The following is a 17,020-nucleotide window of genomic DNA, read 5'->3' as shown; positions in this document are numbered from 1 at the left end:
GGGGTAGGACCATGCGAGTGCTGGTGACCGGCGGGGCCGGGTTCATCGGGTCCAACTATGTGCGGAAGGCGTTGTCCGGCGCCTACCCGAGCGTGGCCGACGCCGAGCTGGTCGTGCTGGACAAGCTCACCTACGCGGGCAACCTGGCGAACCTCGAGCCGGTGGCGGGCAGCCCGCGGCTGCGCTTCACGCAGGGCGACATCTGTGACGCGGCGCTGGTCGGCGAGCTGATGGCGGGCGTCGACCTGGTCGTGCACTTCGCCGCGGAGTCGCATGTGGACCGTTCGATCCTGGGTGCCGCCGACTTCGTGCTCACCAACGTGCTCGGCACGCACACGCTGCTGCAGGCCGCGGTGGACGCCGGGGTGCGGAAGTTCGTGCACGTGTCCACCGACGAGGTGTACGGCTCGATCGAGCACGGCTCGTGGCCGGAAACCCACGTGCTGGAGCCGAACTCGCCGTACTCGGCGTCCAAGGCCTCCTCCGACCTGGTGGCCCGCTCGTTCTTCCGCACGCACGGGCTCCCGGTGTGCATCACCCGGTGCTCCAACAACTACGGGCCCTACCAGTTCCCGGAGAAGGTCATCCCGCTGTTCGTGACGAACCTGATGGACGGCAAGAAGGTTCCGCTTTACGGCGACGGGCTGAACGTGCGCGACTGGTTGCATGTGGACGATCACTGCCGGGGCATCCAGCTGGTGGCGGACCTGGGGCGGCCGGGCGAGATCTACAACATCGGCGGCGGCACCGAGATCACCAACCGGGAGCTGACCCACCGGCTGGTCGCGGCGCTGGGCGCGGACGAGTCGATGATCCAGCCGGTGATCGACCGGAAGGCGCACGACCGGCGCTACTCGGTGGACATCACCAAGATCACCACGGAGCTGGGGTACGAGCCGCTGGTGCCGTTCGACGAGGGGCTGGCCGGCACCGTTCGGTGGTACCGGGACAACCGGTCCTGGTGGGGTTCGCTGAAGGAAGCGGCCGCACTGCCGGGAGCCTGATCGTGAGCGGGAGCGAGGCCGCGCTGTCGCCTGGACTGGGGAGCAGCGCAGGTGCGAGGAACGAGCACCGAGCAGCGGACGAGGGAAGGCGACAGCATCTGCGGCCTCGCGGGAGCGAACTGGGAGACACCGTGTCCGATGGGATCGCCGTCCTGGTGCCCGGCGGCGCGGGCCAGCTCGGCCGGGAACTGGCGGCGCTGGCGGGTGACGGAGTGCTGGTGCGCGCGCCGGGGTGTGCCACCCTGGACCTGACCCAGGCCGGGGCCGTGGTCGAGGCGGTGACCGCCCTGGTCGACGAGGCGCGCGCCGCCGGGCTGGCCCCGGTGGTGGTCAACGCGGCGGCGTACACCGCGGTGGACGACGCCGAGACGCACCGGGCGCGGGCGTTCGCGGTGAACGCGGACGGACCGCGGGTGCTGGCCGCCGCCTGCTCGTCCCGCGGCGTGCCGTTGATCCACGTCTCCACCGACTACGTGTTCCCCGGCGACGGCACCCGTCCGTACGAAGTGGACGATCCGGTCGGGCCGCGCTCGGTGTACGGGCAGACGAAGCTGGCCGGTGAGGAGGCCGTGCTCGGTTCCGGCGCGCGTGCCTGGGTGGTCCGCACCGCCTGGGTGTACGGCGCCTTCGGCCGCAACTTCGTGCGCACCATGATCCGGCTCGCCGGGTCCGACGACCCGGTGTCCGTTGTGGACGATCAGCGCGGCTCGCCGACGTGGACCGCAGACCTGGCCCGGGGCCTGCTCGAGCTGGCCCGCCGGGTGAGCACCGGTGCCGCACCGGACACCCGGCTGCTGCACTGCACCGGCACCGGCGAAACCACCTGGTACGGCCTGGCCCGCGCGGTGTTCGAGGAGCTGGGGGCCGACCCTTCGCGAGTGCGCCCCTGTACCACCGACGAGTTCCCGCGCCCGGCGCCGCGCCCGGCGTACTCCGTGCTGTCCAACAAGACCTGGCAGGCGGCGGGCCTCACCCCGTTGCCGGACTGGCGATCCGCCTTGGCTACGGCGTTTCCCTCACTGGTCTAGGAGTTTCGAGCGGGCCGGCGGTGTCTGGACTGAGGAGCAGCGCAGGGAGCGAGGAACGAGCGACCGAGCAGCGCACGAAGGAAGACATCGCGTCACGGCCCGCTCACGCGAGCGGAGCGAGCCAATCAGGCACCGAACACCAGCAGTGAGCGGGCGCCGATGCCGGATTCCATGCGGCGGAAGGCGTCGTTGACGCCGTCGAGGCCGATCCGGTGTGACACCAGGGGTTCGAGGTTGAGGTGGCCGAGGGTGATCTGCTCGGCGAGCCAGGGGATGTCGCGGTCGGCGTCGCCGGAGCCGTAGACGGAGACCGCGATGGTGCGGGCGAAGTGGTAGATCTCCAGGGCGCTGAGGGTGACCTCGTCGTCGAGCCGGCCGACGCCGACCACGGTGACCTGGCCGCCGCGGCGGGTGCAGGACCAGGCCGCCCGGATGGTGGTGGAGCGGCCCACGCACTCGAAGGCGTGGTCGGCGCCGCGCCCGCCGGTCAGCGCGCGGATGTCCTTGGCCTGCTTGTCATGCGCGGCGATGAAGTGGGTGGCACCGGCGGCGCTGGCGATCTTCTCCTTGTCCGGGGAGACATCCACCGCGATGATCGGGCCGGCCCCGGACAGCCGGGCGCCGGCGATCGCGGACAGGCCGACGCCGCCGAGGCCGATCACCACGACCGACTCGCCGGCGCGGACCCGGGCGGTGTTGCGCACGGCACCGACGCCGGTCAGCACCGCGCAGCCGAGCAGCGCCGCCACGTCCAGCGGCACCCCGTCCGCCAGCGGTACCACCCCGGTGCTGGACAGCACCACCTCCTCGGCGAACGCCCCGACGCCGAGCGCCCGGTGCACCTCCGACCCGTCCTCCAGGGTGCCGCCGCCCGGCACGCTGGCGATGCCCTCGACCGCCTTGCACAGCTGCGGCTCCCCGTGCAGGCAGAACCAGCACCGCCGGCACGGTGGCGCCCAGTTCACCACCACCCGGTCACCCGGACGCACGTTCGTCACGCCGGCCCCCACCCCGGCGACCACACCCGACGCCTCATGCCCCAACATCAACGGAAACGACGGCCGCAGTGTCCCGTTCACCATCGACAGGTCCGAATGGCAGATCCCCGCGGCCGCCACCCGCACCCGCACCTGGCCGTCCGCCGGCTCCGGCAGGGTCACCTCCCGCACCTCAACCGCAGCATCCCGCCCCGCCACCACAGCTGCCCGCACCATCACCATCCGTTGCCGACCTCCTTCTCGTTCGTCGGCCATGCTAGGCCAGTGGGAAGCCGTCCCGGCGTGCGTCGAGGCCGAGTTCGCCGGCGGCGGCGCGTGCCGGGGGTTGACAGCAATGGGACATCAGCGATTCGGTCTGCGGACTGATTCTCGCTCCGGCCCGGTGTCCGGCCGGCCGTGCATTCCTGATCTTGAGATCGGTGTCGAACTCAGTCGATCGGTTGAAATTGTTGATCTCGCCCCCCATCCATGTGTGCACTCCGACCGGTCAGAAGTCGGGTCATACCCCGATTGCGCACCACGGATGCGGTGCCCGTCACCCACGTGTGGGCGAGCCGTCACCCAATCGATTCCGTTGGTTCGGGCCAGGGTTACGGATGGTGCTTTAAGTGGGCGCCCCATTACGTGCCAATGTGTGCCGCTTCTGGAGATGACCGGCCCGGCTGTGCGACAATTTGTTCCCAACAGCGCGCGGCTGAATTGAGATCAACGCCATGTTGCCCGGCAACGATGAAGCCGACCTGACCGGTCAGATGCCACCGCTGGTACGGAATGCCAGCGCCGCCGACACGGCCTACGTGATCGAGGCATTCGAGCACGCGTTGCGTCCGTTCTATGGAGGCGATCATGCTGCCCACGCTCGCCGGCTGGTCGACACGCATCTCGCCGGCGGCGAGGATCTGCGCGGCCTGCTGTCCACCCGGCAACTTCTCATGGTCCTTTGGCAGGGAGGGCAACGGGTCGGGCTGCTCAACCTGGTCTTCAAGCGCCAGGCCACCTGCAAGATCAGCCCATTGATCCTGTACCCGAGCAACCACCGCAATCGCGGCCTCGGCGCCACGCTGCTGAACGCCGCCGAGGACGAAGCGCGCAAGGCAGGCGCACGCCAGCTCTACTGCACGGTCGCCAAGGAGAATCACGACGCGCTGGCGTTCTTTCGCCAGTGCGGTTTCGTGGACTGTGGCCGCTCCGAAGGGCAGTACAAGGACGGGCATACGGAGATCCTCCTGCGGCGGTCGCTCTGCCCGCCCGAAGATGAGTCCGACCGTGCAGGGTTGATCTCCGTTGCCGAGGTCACCGACAACCACGACTGGCTGCTTGCCCGCAGCCTGCTGCTCGACGGCATCGCCGGGCACGTCGACGGCGCGGATGTGGACTGGCTCGAGTCGCTTCGCGCCGGAGTCAGTGTCCACTGTGAACCGACCTGGGTGTTCGGCGCGAAAGACCGGCTTGGTCGGCACCGGGGTGCGGCGATATTGACTCGCAAGAAAGGTGACGCCGTCAAGGTCATGCCGATCGCCGCCGCGGACGCGGACGCCTTCCGAGCGCTGATCGTGGATCTCCCGGAACTGCTCGCTGAGCGTGGACGGAAAGTGTATGTGCACATCGCTCCCGACCCAGGTGAGGTGGCGGTCCTGCAGGAGGCCGGCTGGGAGTTCGAGGCGTTGCTGCCCGGCGCGTACAGTGACGCCGTCGTCACCCAGCAATGGGGGTGTCCCCTAGGCAAGGACGCGCTGTTGAAGAGGTTGAGAATCCGTGAGTCCTACTTGGACATGATTGCGAAGGGTCAGAAGACCCTTGAGGTTCGGGTCGGCTACGACCACGTCCGATCCATTCGGACCGGTGATCAGTTGAAACTCTTCTCCCGGACCAGCACCATGCTGTGCGACGTCGCCGACGTTCGCAACTACGACAGTTTTGCCGACCTGCTCAGCCATGAGGACATCGATCGGATTCTGCCCGGGACCGACTCGCACGAGGCGTTGCGACTGCTCCGCACCATCTATCCACCCGACAAGGAGAAGCTGGGTATCGTGGTGTTCGTACTGAAACCTTCCGGCAGGTAGCCGCACCGTGCGTGGGAATGTGGGGGCAGGTCGAGGGCGAGTGAAGCGTGATAGTGGTTCATGTCTCGGCACGTCTCAGCCAGGGCGGCAAGGTTCCCAGCGGGAACGCGATCGAGGCGTCGATCAAGCAGTGCGTCGCCAACGCCGTCGAGGGCTCGTTCGATGAGTATCCGCGGCACCTGCGGCCGATGGAGCGGCTGCGCGCCCGCCTGTCGAACGACAAATGGGAACCCAGCGGCTCCTACGCCAAGGTCGACTTCGACCTCGGATTGCCGGCCGAACTGTTCCCGGTGGGCAACGGTGGGTTGCAGCACCTGGTGAACCTGCTGTCCGGGGACATCTTCCCGACCGAGGTCTCTGGCTGTCAGTGGTTGAACGTGAACGTGTCGAGCATCGACTTACCCGACGGTCTGCGTGCCACCGCCATCAACCAGTTCCGCGGCTCAGCACATGACATCCGGTCGATACGGGCGGCCTTCCGCCTCCCGACGGGCAAACCGCTGCTGGCATTCTCGCTCAAGCCCAGGGTCGGTCCCACCTTCGCCGAGATCCGGCAGCTCACCCTTGACGTGCTCGGCACGGGATTCAACATCGTCGAACTGGACACCAGAAGCCTCGCGCTTTCGGCGGCGCCCATCGAAAAATGGCTCGAGCTCGGTGTCGAGGCGGCGCTGGTGGGCCCGCACCGCACCGCCTTCTCGCCGAACCTCTCGACTCCGACACCCAAGCTCGTCGGCATGGCGAGCGCCTGGGTGAGCACACTGTCCCCGTACGGGCCGCCGGTGCTGAAGGTGGACGGCGGGCTTGACGGGCTGACCAGCCTGCAGTCCATCCGGTCGGCGGCGCGGGGGCGGTCGCCGATCGTCACGTCCTACCCGCTGCTCCGAAGTCAGCTGTCATCGGCGATCGGGCCGCGGACCTGGACCGATCTGCTCGCGCTCAGCGGAGCCGACATCGTCTACCCCGGTGGCCGCCCGACCTTTCCCAACGAGCGCCGCCCGATCTGGGGAGCCCACTCGGAGGGTTGGTCACGCGCAGCGCGCCGCTACGACGAGATGATCACGCGCGGTTGGCCCATGCCCACCATTGCCGGCGGCGTCCATCCCGGGCACCTGCATGCCCTGTACGAGTTGGTGGGACCAAACGTCGCCTATTTCCTCGGCGGTGCCGTCGCACTGCATCCCCGCAGCGTGCGGGACGGGGCCAAGTTGTGCGTTGCCGTGCTCGACGCTGCGGTCGAGCTCGCCGCCGAAGCGGCGCGGGCGGGAAACGACCACGCCCGTGACCTTCCCGCACGCCTGCTGGGCAGGGTGGAGCGGTGTAGGTACCCGACGGCCACCCCGAACTACTTCTCGCCGTCGAACATCTTCGGCCGTCCAGGTGAGGATCATTCTCCGCTGACCTTCTACCTCCGGACCGGCTGACCATGTCCGGCATGGCCGGTGCGCTGTGGTGTGCCGCGGGTGCTCCGGTCGTCCAAGGTGTGCTGGTCGGGCTCGGTGTATCGGCGACGGGGCTGGTGTTTTTCCCGTTCGACGTGACCATGACCAGGCCGAGGACGGGACCACAGACGGGGTTCGCCCAGGCCACCGCGGCGGTTCGGCGGGCCAGGCGCCTCTCGTGGCTCGTGGCCGGCCTGTCGGCGGTGACCATTGGCGGGTACGTGGTCATCTTCGTCGCAGCGGGCGGGCGGTTCTGCGGGGCCCAGCTCAGCCCGGCCGCCGGGATGCTGGTGGTCATCTGGTCGATCGTCACCGGGGTGACGTTGGTGACGCTGGCGGTTTCCGCAGGTCTGCGGCGGCGCGCCCGCCGCGGCACGGATGCTTAGCCGGCGGCGCGGTGGTAGGCGTCGACGGTGAGCTCGGCGCAGCGGTGCCAGGTGAACTCGGCGGCGTGGGCGCGGCGCAGGGCGAGGGTGGTGAGGGGCAAGGGGGATGCCAGGGCGGAGGTGAGGGCGGCGCCGAGGGCTTCGAAGTCGCCGAAGGGGACGAGGGTGGCGTGTCCGCCGGACACCTCGCGGAGGGCGGGGACGTCGGAGCAGACGACGGGGATGTCGCAGGCCAGGGCTTCGAGGACGGGGAGGCCGAAGCCTTCGTCGCGGGACGGGAGGACGAGGGCGGAGGCGCCGGCGACCACCGAGCGGAGGTCCACATCGGACAGGTAGCCGACGGCGCGGACGCGGTCGGAGGCGGCGGTGTGGCCGGGGCCGACGAGGACCAGAGGCGGCAGGCCGGGGGTGACCTCGTGCGCCTTGAGCAGCCAGTCGAGGGCCTTGCGGGGGCCGGCGGCGCCGACGAAGAGCAGATACTCCGACGGGAGGCCGACCCGGCGGGCGAGCGCCTCGCTCGGCGGGCGGGCGGTGAACCAGGCGGGGTCGACGCCGAGCGGGGTCACCGCGATCTTGTCGGCGGGCACGTCGAGGCGCTCGATCACGGTGTCCGCGACGGCCTGGGTGGCGGTGCAGACCACGGAGGCGCGCCGGGCGGACAGGCGCACCAGCTCCGGCAGCCGGGCGTCGCTCGGCGGGAGATCGTCGGGGCTGTCGAGGAACGCGAGGTCGTGGATGGTCAGCACGCCGGCCGCACGCAACGCCGCCGGGAGCACGAAGTTGGTGCCGTGGACCACGTCGGTGAACCCGGCGAACAGCTCCACCGGGGGGAACGGGGCACGCAGCCAGCACCAGCGCAGCAGCCGGGCAGGCACCGGCATGCCCCGGGCCAGTGAGCCGTGCGGCAGCACCCGGCGGAGCTTTCGCCAGCCGCGCAACGTGAACGCCACCGCTCGCATGTCCACATCGGACATCGAGGCGAGCTCCTCGGCCAGCGCCGCGGTGTACCGGCCGATGCCGGTGCGCGGACCGAGCAACGGTGTGCCGTCGATCAGAACGCGCAACGTGCCGCTAGTCATCGGGCCCGCTCCGCCGGCTCCACAGCTCCCGCGCCACCCGGCGTACCCGGCCGGCCGCCCGCTTGGCCAGCTCCGCCGCGCCGCCGTCGTCGAGGTACTGGCGGGCCCGGGCCAGGTCCCGGCGCACCGCCTCGGTCGGCGGCAGGGAACGGTTACGCACCAAGGGTTCCGCACCAGGCAGCCGGTCGGCCGCCGGTACCGGGTTGCGGCAGAACGCGATCAGCGGCGCCAGCGCGGTCTCCCAGGTGAACCGCTCGCGCACCACCGCGATCCGCTCCCGGGCCGAGCGGGCGAAGTCCTCGTCGTAGAGCGCCCGCTCCAGCGCGTTCGCCAGCGCCACCGGATCCTCGGCGGGCACCACCACGCCGAGCCCCTCCTCGCGCACCAGGTCGGCGAACGAGTCGCCGTCGGTGGTGACGATCGGCAGCCCCGCCCAGAGGTAGTCGAGCACCCGGGTGCGGAAGGCGAACGTGGTCTCGATGTGCTCGAAGTGCGTGATCACCCCGCAGTCCGCGTCCAGCAGCCAGTTCTGCCGCTCGGAGTAGGGTACCCAGCTCTCGTTGAAGAACACGTGCTTGCCGGTCAGTCCGAGACGCCCGGCCAGCTGTCTTGTTTGGACACTCACGTCCATGTCCGGCACCTCCGGGTTGGGGTGCCGCATGCCGAGGAACACCAGCCGGATGTCGTTGCGGCGGGCGGAAAGCCGTTCCACCGCGCGCAGCAGGGTGAGCGGGTCCAGCCAGCTGTACACCCCGCCGGCCCACAGCACGATCCGGTCCTGCTCGCCGATTCCCTCGATCCCGTCCCGGATCGGGGAACCGGTGCGCCGCGGTGCCTTGCCGGACAGGCCGAACGGCGACACGGCGAGCAGCGAGCGCACGGTCGGGTCGCTGTCGTACAGCGACGGGGTGAGCCGGCCGAGCGCGGCCAGGTGCCCCAGCCAGAAGTGCCGCTGCCGCTCGGAGGCGCACAGGAAGAAGTCCCCGCGCCGCAGCTGGGTGTTGAGCACCCGGTTGACCGCGCTGAGGTTGATGTGCCGCTGCTCGTCGGTGTCCGCCGCCCCGGCTTCCCGGCCCTGCTCCAGCAGTTCCAGGTGCATCGGGTCGTACATGTCGCACACCACGATCTTGCGTGAGCCGCGTTTCTTCAGGCCCGGCACGAACTCCATCGTGTGGCCCTGCAGCACCACCACGTCCGCCCAGTCCACGTGCACTGCGAGCTGCATGCGGTTGGCGCGCCGCACGGTGAACGGCGCCTCCGGCGGCACGCAGACCGGGTTCGTGGTGATCAACCGGACGTCGTGCTCGGCGGCGAGCACGTCGGCGATGTGCCAGGCGCGGATCGCCGGGCCGGCCATCCGCTCGCCGAGGGCGTCCCCGGTGAGCACCAGGACGCGTCGTTGGGTGTCGAACACGTCCGCGATGCCGAACACGTCGACCAGCACGTCGTGCGCGGCCAGGTACCGCGGCAGCGGGAACGCCGGCTCCATCGCCTTGCGCATCAACGGGATCAGGTCGGCGTCGGACCGGACCCGGGCGGCCTGCTCGACCTTGCGGGAGGCGGCCAGGGACGGCAGCAGCTCGACGAACCGGTCCACGGCCAGCACCCCGGCGAGCGTGGTCTTCGGCACCGGCACGGTGGACGACTCGTCCGCGGTCCGGTGCACGATCTCCAGCTGGGTCGGGTCGAGCTCGCCGCGCGCGGTGGCCCGGCGCACGGTCAGGGCCAGCGCCGCGGGCAGCACGGCGGCCAGGGTCGCGTCGGAGAAGTTCTTGTACAGCGTGGCCAGGGCGTTGCGCTCGAGCAGGTACCACTCCCGGGCACCGTCCGGCGTGTCCACTGTGGACACCGAGGCGTGGTGGCGGTGGTAGGCCAGCGAGCGCGGCTCGTAGCGCACCCGCCAGCCGCGCAGGTTCAGCCGCCAGCCGAGGTCGACGTCCTCGTAGAACATGAAGAACCGCTCGTCGAACCCGCCGAGCTCGCGGAACACCCCGGCCCGGACGAACATCGCCGAGCCGGTGGCGAACAGCACGTCTCTCGGGCGGTCATGGCCCTCCGCCGGCTCGCCGGCGTGCCGCTTGTAACCCATGCCGAACCAGGTCATCCCGGCGTCGACGAAGTCGATCGTGCGGCCGTCCCAGTCGAGCACCCGGCTGGCCACCGCGGCCACCGCCGGCTCGTCCCGCAGCACCTCGACCGCGGCGGCCGCCCAGCCGGGATCCGGGCGGGCGTCGTTGTTCAGGAACGCGAGCACCGTGCCGGCGGCGTGTCTGGCACCCAGGTTGCAGCCGCCGGCAAAGCCCAGGTTCGCCGGCGCCCTCACCAGCTCCACGCCGTCCAGCGCGCCGATCCGCTCGGCGCTGCCGTCTCCGGAGTCGTTGTCCACGCAGATGATCTGCAGTGACCCGGCCGGGTAGTCCAGCTCGTCCCGGAGCGCGCGCAGGCAGTTCAGGGTGTCGTCCGCGCCGCGGTAGTTGACCACGATCACCGAGATGGTCGGCAGCAGCGCCGGGTCGGGCACACGCACTCCTTCGACTTCGACTGTCGTTTGTGCATAGCGTGCCCTATCGCTTCCACCGGTGTGCGATCAACCGGCGAATGTGTGCCAGACGGCACGGCGCCCGACGGTCGAGCGCCGGCCGATCCGCAGGCGCTGCAGGACGGTCGGGCCCAGCCGGGCGGCGACCTCGGCGAGCACCAGAAGCCGCAGCCGCAGCCGGAAGTTCTGCGCGTCGGGGACGTGCCGGCGGACCGGCAGCACCGCGGTGAGCACCGCGAACCGGGCCAGTTCGCGCGCCGCGACCAGGGCCGGGGCGCAGCGGATCAGCATGAGCAGCCGGTTGCGCTCGTTCCACCGGTGGAACGCCGGCGAGCCCGGCCGGGTGCTCGCGCCGAGCACGTGCCGGACCCGCGCGGCCGGCGCCGACCGCACCGTCCAGCCGGCCAGCCGCAGCCGCCACGACGTGTCGGTGTCCTCGTAGTAGCAGAAGAAACCCGCCGGGACCCCGCCGGCCGCGGCGAGCGCGCCGGTCCGGAGCAGCGCCGCCCCGCCGCAGAACCCGAACACCTCGGCGGGCTCGACAACGTCGGCGCCGTAGCCGAGCCCGGTGAGCCGTACGCCGAACGAGGTCGGCTCGCCGTCCGGGGACTCCAGCCGCGCGCTCACCGCACCGGCCGCCGGGTCGGCGTCCAGGGCGTCCTCGAGCGCCGCCAGCCAGCCGGGCTCGGGCGCCGCGTCGTCGTTGAGCCAGGCGACGAACTCGGTGCCGATCATCGGCAGCGCGGCGGCAAGCCCGCCCGCGTAGCCGGCGTTGACCGGCAGCCGGAGCACCTCCGGCTGGCTGGGGTGCGCCGCGAGCAGCCCCGCCGTGCCGTCGTCCGACGCGTTGTCCACCACGACTGTCCGATGTGGATGATCCTGGGCCGCCACCGCGTCCAGGCACCGGGTGATGTGCTCGCGCCCGCGCCAGGTCACCACGATCACGGTGCTCCTGGCGGCGGCGGTCACGGCCATGGACCGTACCCTGGGCCGGTGCCGGAGCTCGTGGTGATCGCCGAGCAGCTGCGCGCGCCGGTTCCGGGCGGGACCGGGCGCTACACCGCCGAGCTGCTGGCCGCGCTCACCCGGGCCGCGCCGCCGGGTTGGACCGTCACCACCGTCACCGCCTGGCACCGCGAACGCCTCGCCGGCGCCCGGCGGATCCCGTTGCCGCGCCGGGGACTCACCGCCGTCTGGGAACGCGGGCTGCCGCTCTGGCCGGGCGGCGACTCGGTGCACGCGCCGACTCCGCTCGCGCCGCCGCGCGCCCGGCGGGGCCTGGTGGTCACCGTGCACGACACCGTGCCGTTCACCCATCCGGAGACGCTGACCCCGCGCGGTGCCGCCTGGCACCGGGCGGCCATCACCCGGGCCGTGCGCACGGCGAGCGCCGTCGTGGTGCCCACCGAGGCCGTCGCCGCGGAGCTGCGCCACCATGCCCCCGGCCCGGCACCCGTGCACGTGATCGGGCACGGCGTGCCGGACGTGCTGCGGCGCGAGCCCGATGCGGCGGAGGTGGCGCGGCTGGCGGACCTGCCGGACGGGTTCGTGCTGGCGGTCGGCACGATCGAGCCGCGCAAGGGACTCGGCACGCTGGTCGAGGCCATGGCCCGGCCCGAGGCCCCCGACCTGCCGGTGGTGATCGCCGGCCCGCAAGGGTGGGGCGGCGTCGACCTTCCGGCGGTCGCGGCCGCGCACGGGCTGCCCGCCGGCCGCGTGCACCTGCTCGGCCGGGTCACGGACGCCGAGCTGGCGCTGCTGCTGCGCCGGGCAACCGTGCTGGCCGCACCCAGCCTGGCCGAGGGCTTCGGGCTGCCGGTGCTCGAGGCCATGGCACTCGGCCTGCCGGTGGTGCACTCCGACGTGCCGGCCCTGGTCGAGGTCTCCGGTGGCGCCGCCGTCGTCACCCCGCGGGGGGACACCGGCGCGCTGGCGGACGCACTGTGCATGGCAGCCCGCGGCGAACTCGCCGGGCTGGTGGCGCAGGCCCGCCGCCGCGCGGCGGATTTCACCTGGTCAGCGGCGGCGGACGCGGTGTGGAAAGTGCACGTGCGCGCATTCCGGTGAGGTTCTTACGGATTACCCGAAAAGGGAAACGGCTTCGGTCGTAGGCTCCCTTGCGTGGCCCCGGAACCCCACGTGCTGATCGACGCCACCGCCGTGCCGGCGGAGCGCGGCGGGGTGGGCCGGTACGTCGACTCGCTGGTGTCCGCGCTGGACGCCGACGGCGCCCCGGTCAGCGTGGTCTGCCAGCCCCGGGACGCCGAGCTGTACGGGGAGCTGGCGCCCGGAGCGCGGGTGGTGCCGGCGATGGAGTCCATCGCGACCAGAACCTCCCGGCTGACCTGGGAGCAGACCACGCTGCCCCGGCTGGTGCGCCGGCTCGGGGTGGACGTGCTGCACTCCCCGCACTACACCACGGCGCTGGCGAACCCCGCGGCGTCCGTGGTCACCCTGCACGACGCCACGTTCTTCACCGACGCCGCGCTGCACCACTCGATCAAGGCCCGGTTCTTCCGGATCTGGACCAGGACCGCGCTCGCCCGGGCGTCGATGTGCGTGGTGCCCAGCGAGGCCACCGCCAGCCAGCTGGTGCGGGTGGCCGGCGCCGACCCGCGTGGCCTGGCGATCATCCAGCACGGCGTGGACAGCGACCGGTTCCACCCGCCGTCCCCGGAGGAGGTGCGCGCCGTGCGGGCGCTGATCGGCGTGACCGGACTGCCCTACGTGGCCTTCCTCGGCGCGCTGGAGCCGCGCAAGAACGTGCCCGCGCTGATCCGCGGGTTCGCCGCGGCGCGCACCGGGCGCGCCGACCCGATGGCACTGGTGCTCGCCGGGCAGCCCGGCTGGGACCACCAGGTGGAGCGGGCCTTGGACGACGTGCCGCACCGGGTCCGGGTGATCCGCGCCGGCTACCTCCCGTTCGAGCACCTCGCCGGCTTCCTCGGCGGCGCCTCGCTGGTGGCCTATCCCAGCCTGGGCGAGGGTTTCGGGCTTCCGGTGCTGGAGGCGATGGCCTGCGGCGTCAGCGTGCTGACCACGCGCCGGCTGGCGCTGCCCGAGGTCGGTGGGGACGCGGTGGCCTACTGCGGCGTGGGGGCCGGCGACATCGCCGCGGCGCTCACCGACCTGCTCGACGACTCCGCGCGGCGCGCCGCGCTCGCCGCCGCCGCCCAACGCCGCGCCAAGGAGTTCTCCTGGGCCGCCAGCGCCGAGGCACACCGCGAGGCCTACAGCCGGGCCCACGTCCTGCACCGCCGCGGCCGGTAGCAGAATGCTGTGCCGTGACCAAGTATGGCGACGAGCTGGCGGTGGTCGCCGTCACCTACTCACCCGGTGAGACGCTGGAGCCGTTCCTCGACACGCTGGCCAAGGCCACCACGCGGCCGGTGCGGGTCGTGTTGGCGGACAACGGATCCACGGACGGGGCGCCGGAGCGGGCGGCCGAGCGGGAGAACGTGACGCTGGTGCGTACCGGGGGCAACCTCGGGTACGGCGCGGGCGCCAACCGGGGGGTGGCGGCGCTCGGCGAGGAGTACGGCTGGGTGGTCGTCGCCAACCCCGATCTGGAGTGGGGCGCCGGGGCGCTGGACACGTTGCTGGAAGCGGCGCGGCGGTGGCCGCGGGGTGGCGCGTTCGGCCCGCTGATCAAGGACACGGACGGCGCCACGTACCCGTCCGCTCGGCTGCTTCCCTCGCTGGGCAAGGGAGTCGGCCACGCGGTGCTGGGCCGGGTGTGGCCGCGCAACCCGTGGACGCTGGCCTACAAACAGTCCGACACCGAGGTGGTGGAGCGGACCGCGGGGTGGCTGTCCGGCTCGTGCCTGCTGCTGCGCCGGGAGGCGTTCGACTCGGCCGGCGGGTTCGACCCGCGCTACTTCATGTACTTCGAGGACGTCGACCTCGGCGACCGGCTCGGCCGCGCCGGCTGGCTCAACGTCTACGTGCCCGCCGCCGAGGTGGTGCACATACAGGGCCACTCCACCGCCCGCGCCTCGGCTGCCATGCTCGCCGCCCACCACGAGAGCGCGCACCGCTACATCGCCGACCGCCACCGGGGTTGGCGCTGGGCCCCGGTACGCGCGGCCGTCCGCGCCGGCCTCGCCGTCCGCCTCAAGCTCGAAACCCGCTGACCCCGGCGTGTTGGCCTCTGGCGTCGCCATGTTGGCTGGTGACGCGGTCATGTTGGCGCCTGGCGCGCGCGAACAGCCAACTCGATGACGCGGTGCGCCAACACGGCGACGTGAGAAGCAAACATGGCGACGTGGTACGCCAACACGCTGGGCTTAGCCGTCGAGGCGTTGGGAGAGGTTCGATCGGCGGGCGGGTGCCGGCTTCACCGTCGGCACGAGGCCTTCGACGTGTTCGGGCTCTGGGGGTGGTGCGGGCGGCGGCGCCCAGCTCAGCGGCTCCGTGCGGGGTGCCTCGGGAGCTCTGCGCGGGCTGGGGCTGGCCAGCATCTGGGTGGAGGCCTCCTGGGTGATCGCCGGCGCCTCGTCGCGGACGGCGCTTGCCGGAACCACCATGGTGGCCTCGGGGTCGCCGTTGTCCACGGCGGCCACCAGGGAGCGCGGAATCTGCAGCGTGCTGGTGGCATCCATGGGCGAGATGGCGCTCTCCGGCGTCACCACGAACGCCCCACGCGCACGGGCCCGCGCCAGGGTGGCGTCCGCCCGCTCACGGGGATCCATTAGGTCGCCCTTCCTGCCCGGGCCGCTCGTCTCGCCCAGGGTATTCCCTTCCCACCGACTGCGTCACCGAAGACACGAAATCGGGTGATCACCGAGGCTAACCGGCGCTGGTCGGGGTAGCCTCCATGGCCGCCAGGATCCGGGTGCTCGAGTCGGCCTTGTCGGTGCCGCCGACGCCGTAGTACAGCGTGATGTTGTTGCGGGCGGCCGCTTTGGCCTCATCGACGGGCAGCTCGTCGACGTTGCGGCGGTCGCCGCCGTTGCAGAACTGCAGCTCGGTGTCCGGGTACGCGGACCGGATCACGTCGAAGGTGCCGTCGATGCCCGGCCCGTCCTCCACGGCGACGTACACGTCGTCGACCACGCGCAGCGCCCGGACGATGCGGGCCCGGATCTCCTCCTCCTGGATCACCCGGCCCTTCTTGAGGACCTGCTGGCGGTCGTTGTTGACGATGACGATCAGGTAGCCGGTGCGCTCCCGGGCGGCCTCGAACAGGTCGAGATGGCCCTGGTGGAACGGGTTGAAGTAGCCACTGACGATCGAGGCCTGCGCCGGTCGCCGGGGCTGGGTCATCGTCCTGTCCTCCATGGGCTCGCGTGTTCCGGGGCTTGCCAGCTTAGCCGGGGGTAGCGTCGCCCTCGTGACCGCGACCCTCGAGCGCGCCTGGACGCCCGACTACTCGCTGGACGTGAGCACGCTGCTGGCGCCGTTGCGCCGCGGGGCCGGCGATCCGGCGCTGCGGCGCGAACCCGACGCGGTGTGGCTGGCCGGCAACACCACGGCCGGGGTGGGCACGCTGGCGCTGCGCCGGTCCGGGAGCGAGGTGCTGGCGCGGGCCTGGGGGCCGGGGGCGGCGGATCTGCTGGACGGGGTGCCGGCGCTGCTCGGTGCGGAGGACGACGACTCGGACTTCCAGGCACATCACCCGATCGTGGCCGAGGTGCGGCGGCGGATGCCGGGGTTGCGGCTGGGTGCTGTCGGTCGGGTGTGGGACGTGTTGGTCGCGGCGGTGCTGGAGCAGAAGGTCACCGGGTTCGAGGCGCGGCGCTCGTGGCGGGAGCTGTGCCGCCGGTTCGGCACGCCGGCGCCGGGGCCCGCGCCGGCCGGGATGTTCGCCCCGCCGACCCCGCGCGCGGTGCTCGGCATCACCGACTGGGAGTGGCACCGGGCCGGCGTGGACGGCGCGCGGCGGCGCACGCTGATCGCCGCCGCCCAGGTGGCACACCGGCTGGAGGATGCCGTGGCGCTGCGCGGCGAGGAAGGCCGCGCGCTGCTGCGCAAGGTCCCCGGCATCGGCGTGTGGACCGCCGCGGAGGTGGCCCAGCGCGCCTGGGGCGACGCGGACGCGGTCAGCGTCGGCGACTTCCACATCCCCTCGGTCGTCGGCTTCGCGCTGCTCGGCCACAAGCTCGACGACGACGGCATGCTCGAGGTCCTCGCCCCGTACGCCCCGCACCGCCACCGTGCGGTCCGCTACATCGAGGCGAGCGGCTTCCGCAAACCCCGCTTCGGTCCCCGCTTCGCCCCGCGCGACTACCGGTCCCTCTAGTGTCCCGAGTCAATGAGGCGGTGGGCGATGTCCTGAAGGGGGCCTTCAGGACGTTGAGCGCCCTGAAGGTCACCTTCAGGGCATCGCCCACCCTTTGATCACATCAGCTCGGGACGCCAGGCCCTGAACCAGTTAAGCCCGGCACGGTGTCCGAGTCACTGTAAGGAAGCCGTTCAGGAAAATTTTCCTACTGAACCGGATAAGCAAGCGTCTTGACGACTGGCGCCACGGTGCAGC

General features: G+C 71.7%; 15 protein-coding genes. 9 read left to right on the top strand and 6 right to left on the bottom strand.

Annotated elements, in window-relative coordinates; all coding sequences use genetic code 11:
• Positions 1 to 11: 11 nt before the first annotated feature.
• Positions 12 to 1,004: a dTDP-glucose 4,6-dehydratase gene (rfbB, locus tag VGR06_RS39795; RefSeq protein ID WP_327564417.1), complete on the top strand. Its 993-nt coding sequence runs from the start codon at positions 12 to 14 to the stop codon at positions 1,002 to 1,004.
• A gap of 131 nt (positions 1,005 to 1,135) precedes the next feature.
• On the top strand, positions 1,136 to 2,032 hold the full coding sequence (gene rfbD / locus VGR06_RS39790; RefSeq protein ID WP_327564416.1) for a dTDP-4-dehydrorhamnose reductase: 897 nt from the start codon (positions 1,136 to 1,138) through the stop codon (positions 2,030 to 2,032).
• Between the two features lie 125 nt (positions 2,033 to 2,157).
• On the opposite strand, the gene VGR06_RS39785 is transcribed toward rfbD, so the two are convergent.
• Positions 2,158 to 3,192 carry an alcohol dehydrogenase catalytic domain-containing protein gene (locus tag VGR06_RS39785; RefSeq protein WP_327564415.1) on the bottom strand — a complete coding sequence of 345 codons (1,035 nt, stop codon included), beginning with the start codon at positions 3,190 to 3,192 and terminating at the stop codon, positions 2,158 to 2,160.
• Positions 3,193 to 3,743: 551 nt separating this feature from the next.
• On the opposite strand from VGR06_RS39785, the gene VGR06_RS39780 reads away from it, so the two are divergent.
• The 3 genes from VGR06_RS39780 to VGR06_RS39770 are packed head-to-tail and all read left to right on the top strand — an operon-like array spanning position 3,744 to position 6,924.
• Entirely contained in the window at positions 3,744 to 5,096 is a 1,353-nt protein-coding gene (locus tag VGR06_RS39780; protein ID WP_327564414.1) for a GNAT family N-acetyltransferase, read from the top strand.
• A gap of 47 nt (positions 5,097 to 5,143) precedes the next feature.
• Entirely contained in the window at positions 5,144 to 6,520 is a 1,377-nt protein-coding gene (locus VGR06_RS39775; protein WP_327564413.1) for a hypothetical protein, read from the top strand.
• Between the two features lie 11 nt (positions 6,521 to 6,531).
• Positions 6,532 to 6,924: a hypothetical protein gene (locus VGR06_RS39770; protein WP_327564412.1), complete on the top strand. Its 393-nt coding sequence runs from the start codon at positions 6,532 to 6,534 to the stop codon at positions 6,922 to 6,924.
• On the opposite strand, the gene VGR06_RS39765 is transcribed toward VGR06_RS39770, so the two are convergent.
• From VGR06_RS39765 to VGR06_RS39755, 3 genes are all read right to left on the bottom strand, one after another.
• A complete protein-coding gene (locus VGR06_RS39765) occupies positions 6,921 to 8,003 on the bottom strand; it encodes a glycosyltransferase family 1 protein (protein WP_327564411.1) in 1,083 nt (360 codons plus the stop codon). The genes VGR06_RS39770 and VGR06_RS39765 overlap by 4 nt on opposite strands.
• Positions 7,996 to 10,524 (bottom strand): glycosyltransferase, encoded by a 2,529-nt coding sequence (locus tag VGR06_RS39760; RefSeq protein ID WP_327564410.1) that lies wholly within the window; start codon positions 10,522 to 10,524, stop codon positions 7,996 to 7,998. The genes VGR06_RS39765 and VGR06_RS39760 overlap by 8 nt, the downstream gene beginning before the upstream one ends.
• 66 nt (positions 10,525 to 10,590) lie before the next feature.
• Positions 10,591 to 11,517, bottom strand: coding sequence for a glycosyltransferase family 2 protein (locus VGR06_RS39755; RefSeq protein WP_327564409.1), 927 nt, complete (start codon positions 11,515 to 11,517; stop codon positions 10,591 to 10,593).
• 18 nt (positions 11,518 to 11,535) lie between these two features.
• On the opposite strand from VGR06_RS39755, the gene VGR06_RS39750 reads away from it, so the two are divergent.
• From VGR06_RS39750 to VGR06_RS39740, 3 genes are all read left to right on the top strand, one after another.
• Positions 11,536 to 12,609, top strand: coding sequence for a glycosyltransferase family 1 protein (locus VGR06_RS39750; protein WP_327564408.1), 1,074 nt, complete (start codon positions 11,536 to 11,538; stop codon positions 12,607 to 12,609).
• Positions 12,610 to 12,681: 72 nt separating this feature from the next.
• The gene (locus tag VGR06_RS39745) at positions 12,682 to 13,812 is read left to right on the top strand and encodes a glycosyltransferase family 1 protein (RefSeq protein ID WP_327564430.1); all 1,131 of its coding nucleotides are present in this window, start codon (positions 12,682 to 12,684) and stop codon (positions 13,810 to 13,812) included.
• Between the two features lie 14 nt (positions 13,813 to 13,826).
• Positions 13,827 to 14,675 (top strand): glycosyltransferase family 2 protein, encoded by an 849-nt coding sequence (locus tag VGR06_RS39740; RefSeq protein WP_327564407.1) that lies wholly within the window; start codon positions 13,827 to 13,829, stop codon positions 14,673 to 14,675.
• Between the two features lie 153 nt (positions 14,676 to 14,828).
• Here VGR06_RS39740 and VGR06_RS39735 read toward each other — a convergent pair whose 3' ends face one another.
• Together VGR06_RS39735 and VGR06_RS39730 are read right to left on the bottom strand one after the other, a co-directional pair.
• Positions 14,829 to 15,233, bottom strand: a complete 405-nt coding sequence (locus VGR06_RS39735; RefSeq protein WP_327564406.1) for a hypothetical protein — start codon at positions 15,231 to 15,233, stop codon at positions 14,829 to 14,831.
• A 97-nt stretch (positions 15,234 to 15,330) separates the two neighbouring features.
• Positions 15,331 to 15,807 (bottom strand): adenylyltransferase/cytidyltransferase family protein, encoded by a 477-nt coding sequence (locus VGR06_RS39730; RefSeq protein ID WP_327564405.1) that lies wholly within the window; start codon positions 15,805 to 15,807, stop codon positions 15,331 to 15,333.
• A gap of 67 nt (positions 15,808 to 15,874) precedes the next feature.
• Here VGR06_RS39730 and VGR06_RS39725 point away from each other — a divergent pair, with 67 nt between their 5' ends.
• Entirely contained in the window at positions 15,875 to 16,783 is a 909-nt protein-coding gene (locus VGR06_RS39725) for a DNA-3-methyladenine glycosylase 2 family protein (RefSeq protein ID WP_327564404.1), read from the top strand.
• Positions 16,784 to 17,020: the final 237 nt, after the last annotated feature.

The sequence above is a fragment of the Actinophytocola sp. genome, assembly GCF_036002505.1.
In the GTDB taxonomy this organism is placed as follows: domain Bacteria; phylum Actinomycetota; class Actinomycetes; order Mycobacteriales; family Pseudonocardiaceae; genus DASYTH01.
Note: the sequence above shows the minus strand (reverse complement) of the source record. Positions and strands in the feature narration are given on the sequence as shown.

What these genes read in the sequence shown, in the direction of transcription:
- VGR06_RS39765 (WP_327564411.1), bottom strand. Translation starts at nt 8,003, where the DNA reads ATGACTAGCGGCACGTTGCGCGTTCTGATCGACGGCACACCGTTGCTC.
- VGR06_RS39730 (WP_327564405.1), bottom strand. Translation starts at nt 15,807, where the DNA reads ATGACCCAGCCCCGGCGACCGGCGCAGGCCTCGATCGTCAGTGGCTAC.
- VGR06_RS39770 (WP_327564412.1), top strand. Translation starts at nt 6,532, where the DNA reads ATGGCCGGTGCGCTGTGGTGTGCCGCGGGTGCTCCGGTCGTCCAAGGT.
- rfbB (WP_327564417.1), top strand. Translation starts at nt 12, where the DNA reads ATGCGAGTGCTGGTGACCGGCGGGGCCGGGTTCATCGGGTCCAACTAT.
- VGR06_RS39735 (WP_327564406.1), bottom strand. Translation starts at nt 15,233, where the DNA reads ATGGATCCCCGTGAGCGGGCGGACGCCACCCTGGCGCGGGCCCGTGCG.
- VGR06_RS39755 (WP_327564409.1), bottom strand. Translation starts at nt 11,517, where the DNA reads ATGGCCGTGACCGCCGCCGCCAGGAGCACCGTGATCGTGGTGACCTGG.
- VGR06_RS39780 (WP_327564414.1), top strand. Translation starts at nt 3,744, where the DNA reads ATGTTGCCCGGCAACGATGAAGCCGACCTGACCGGTCAGATGCCACCG.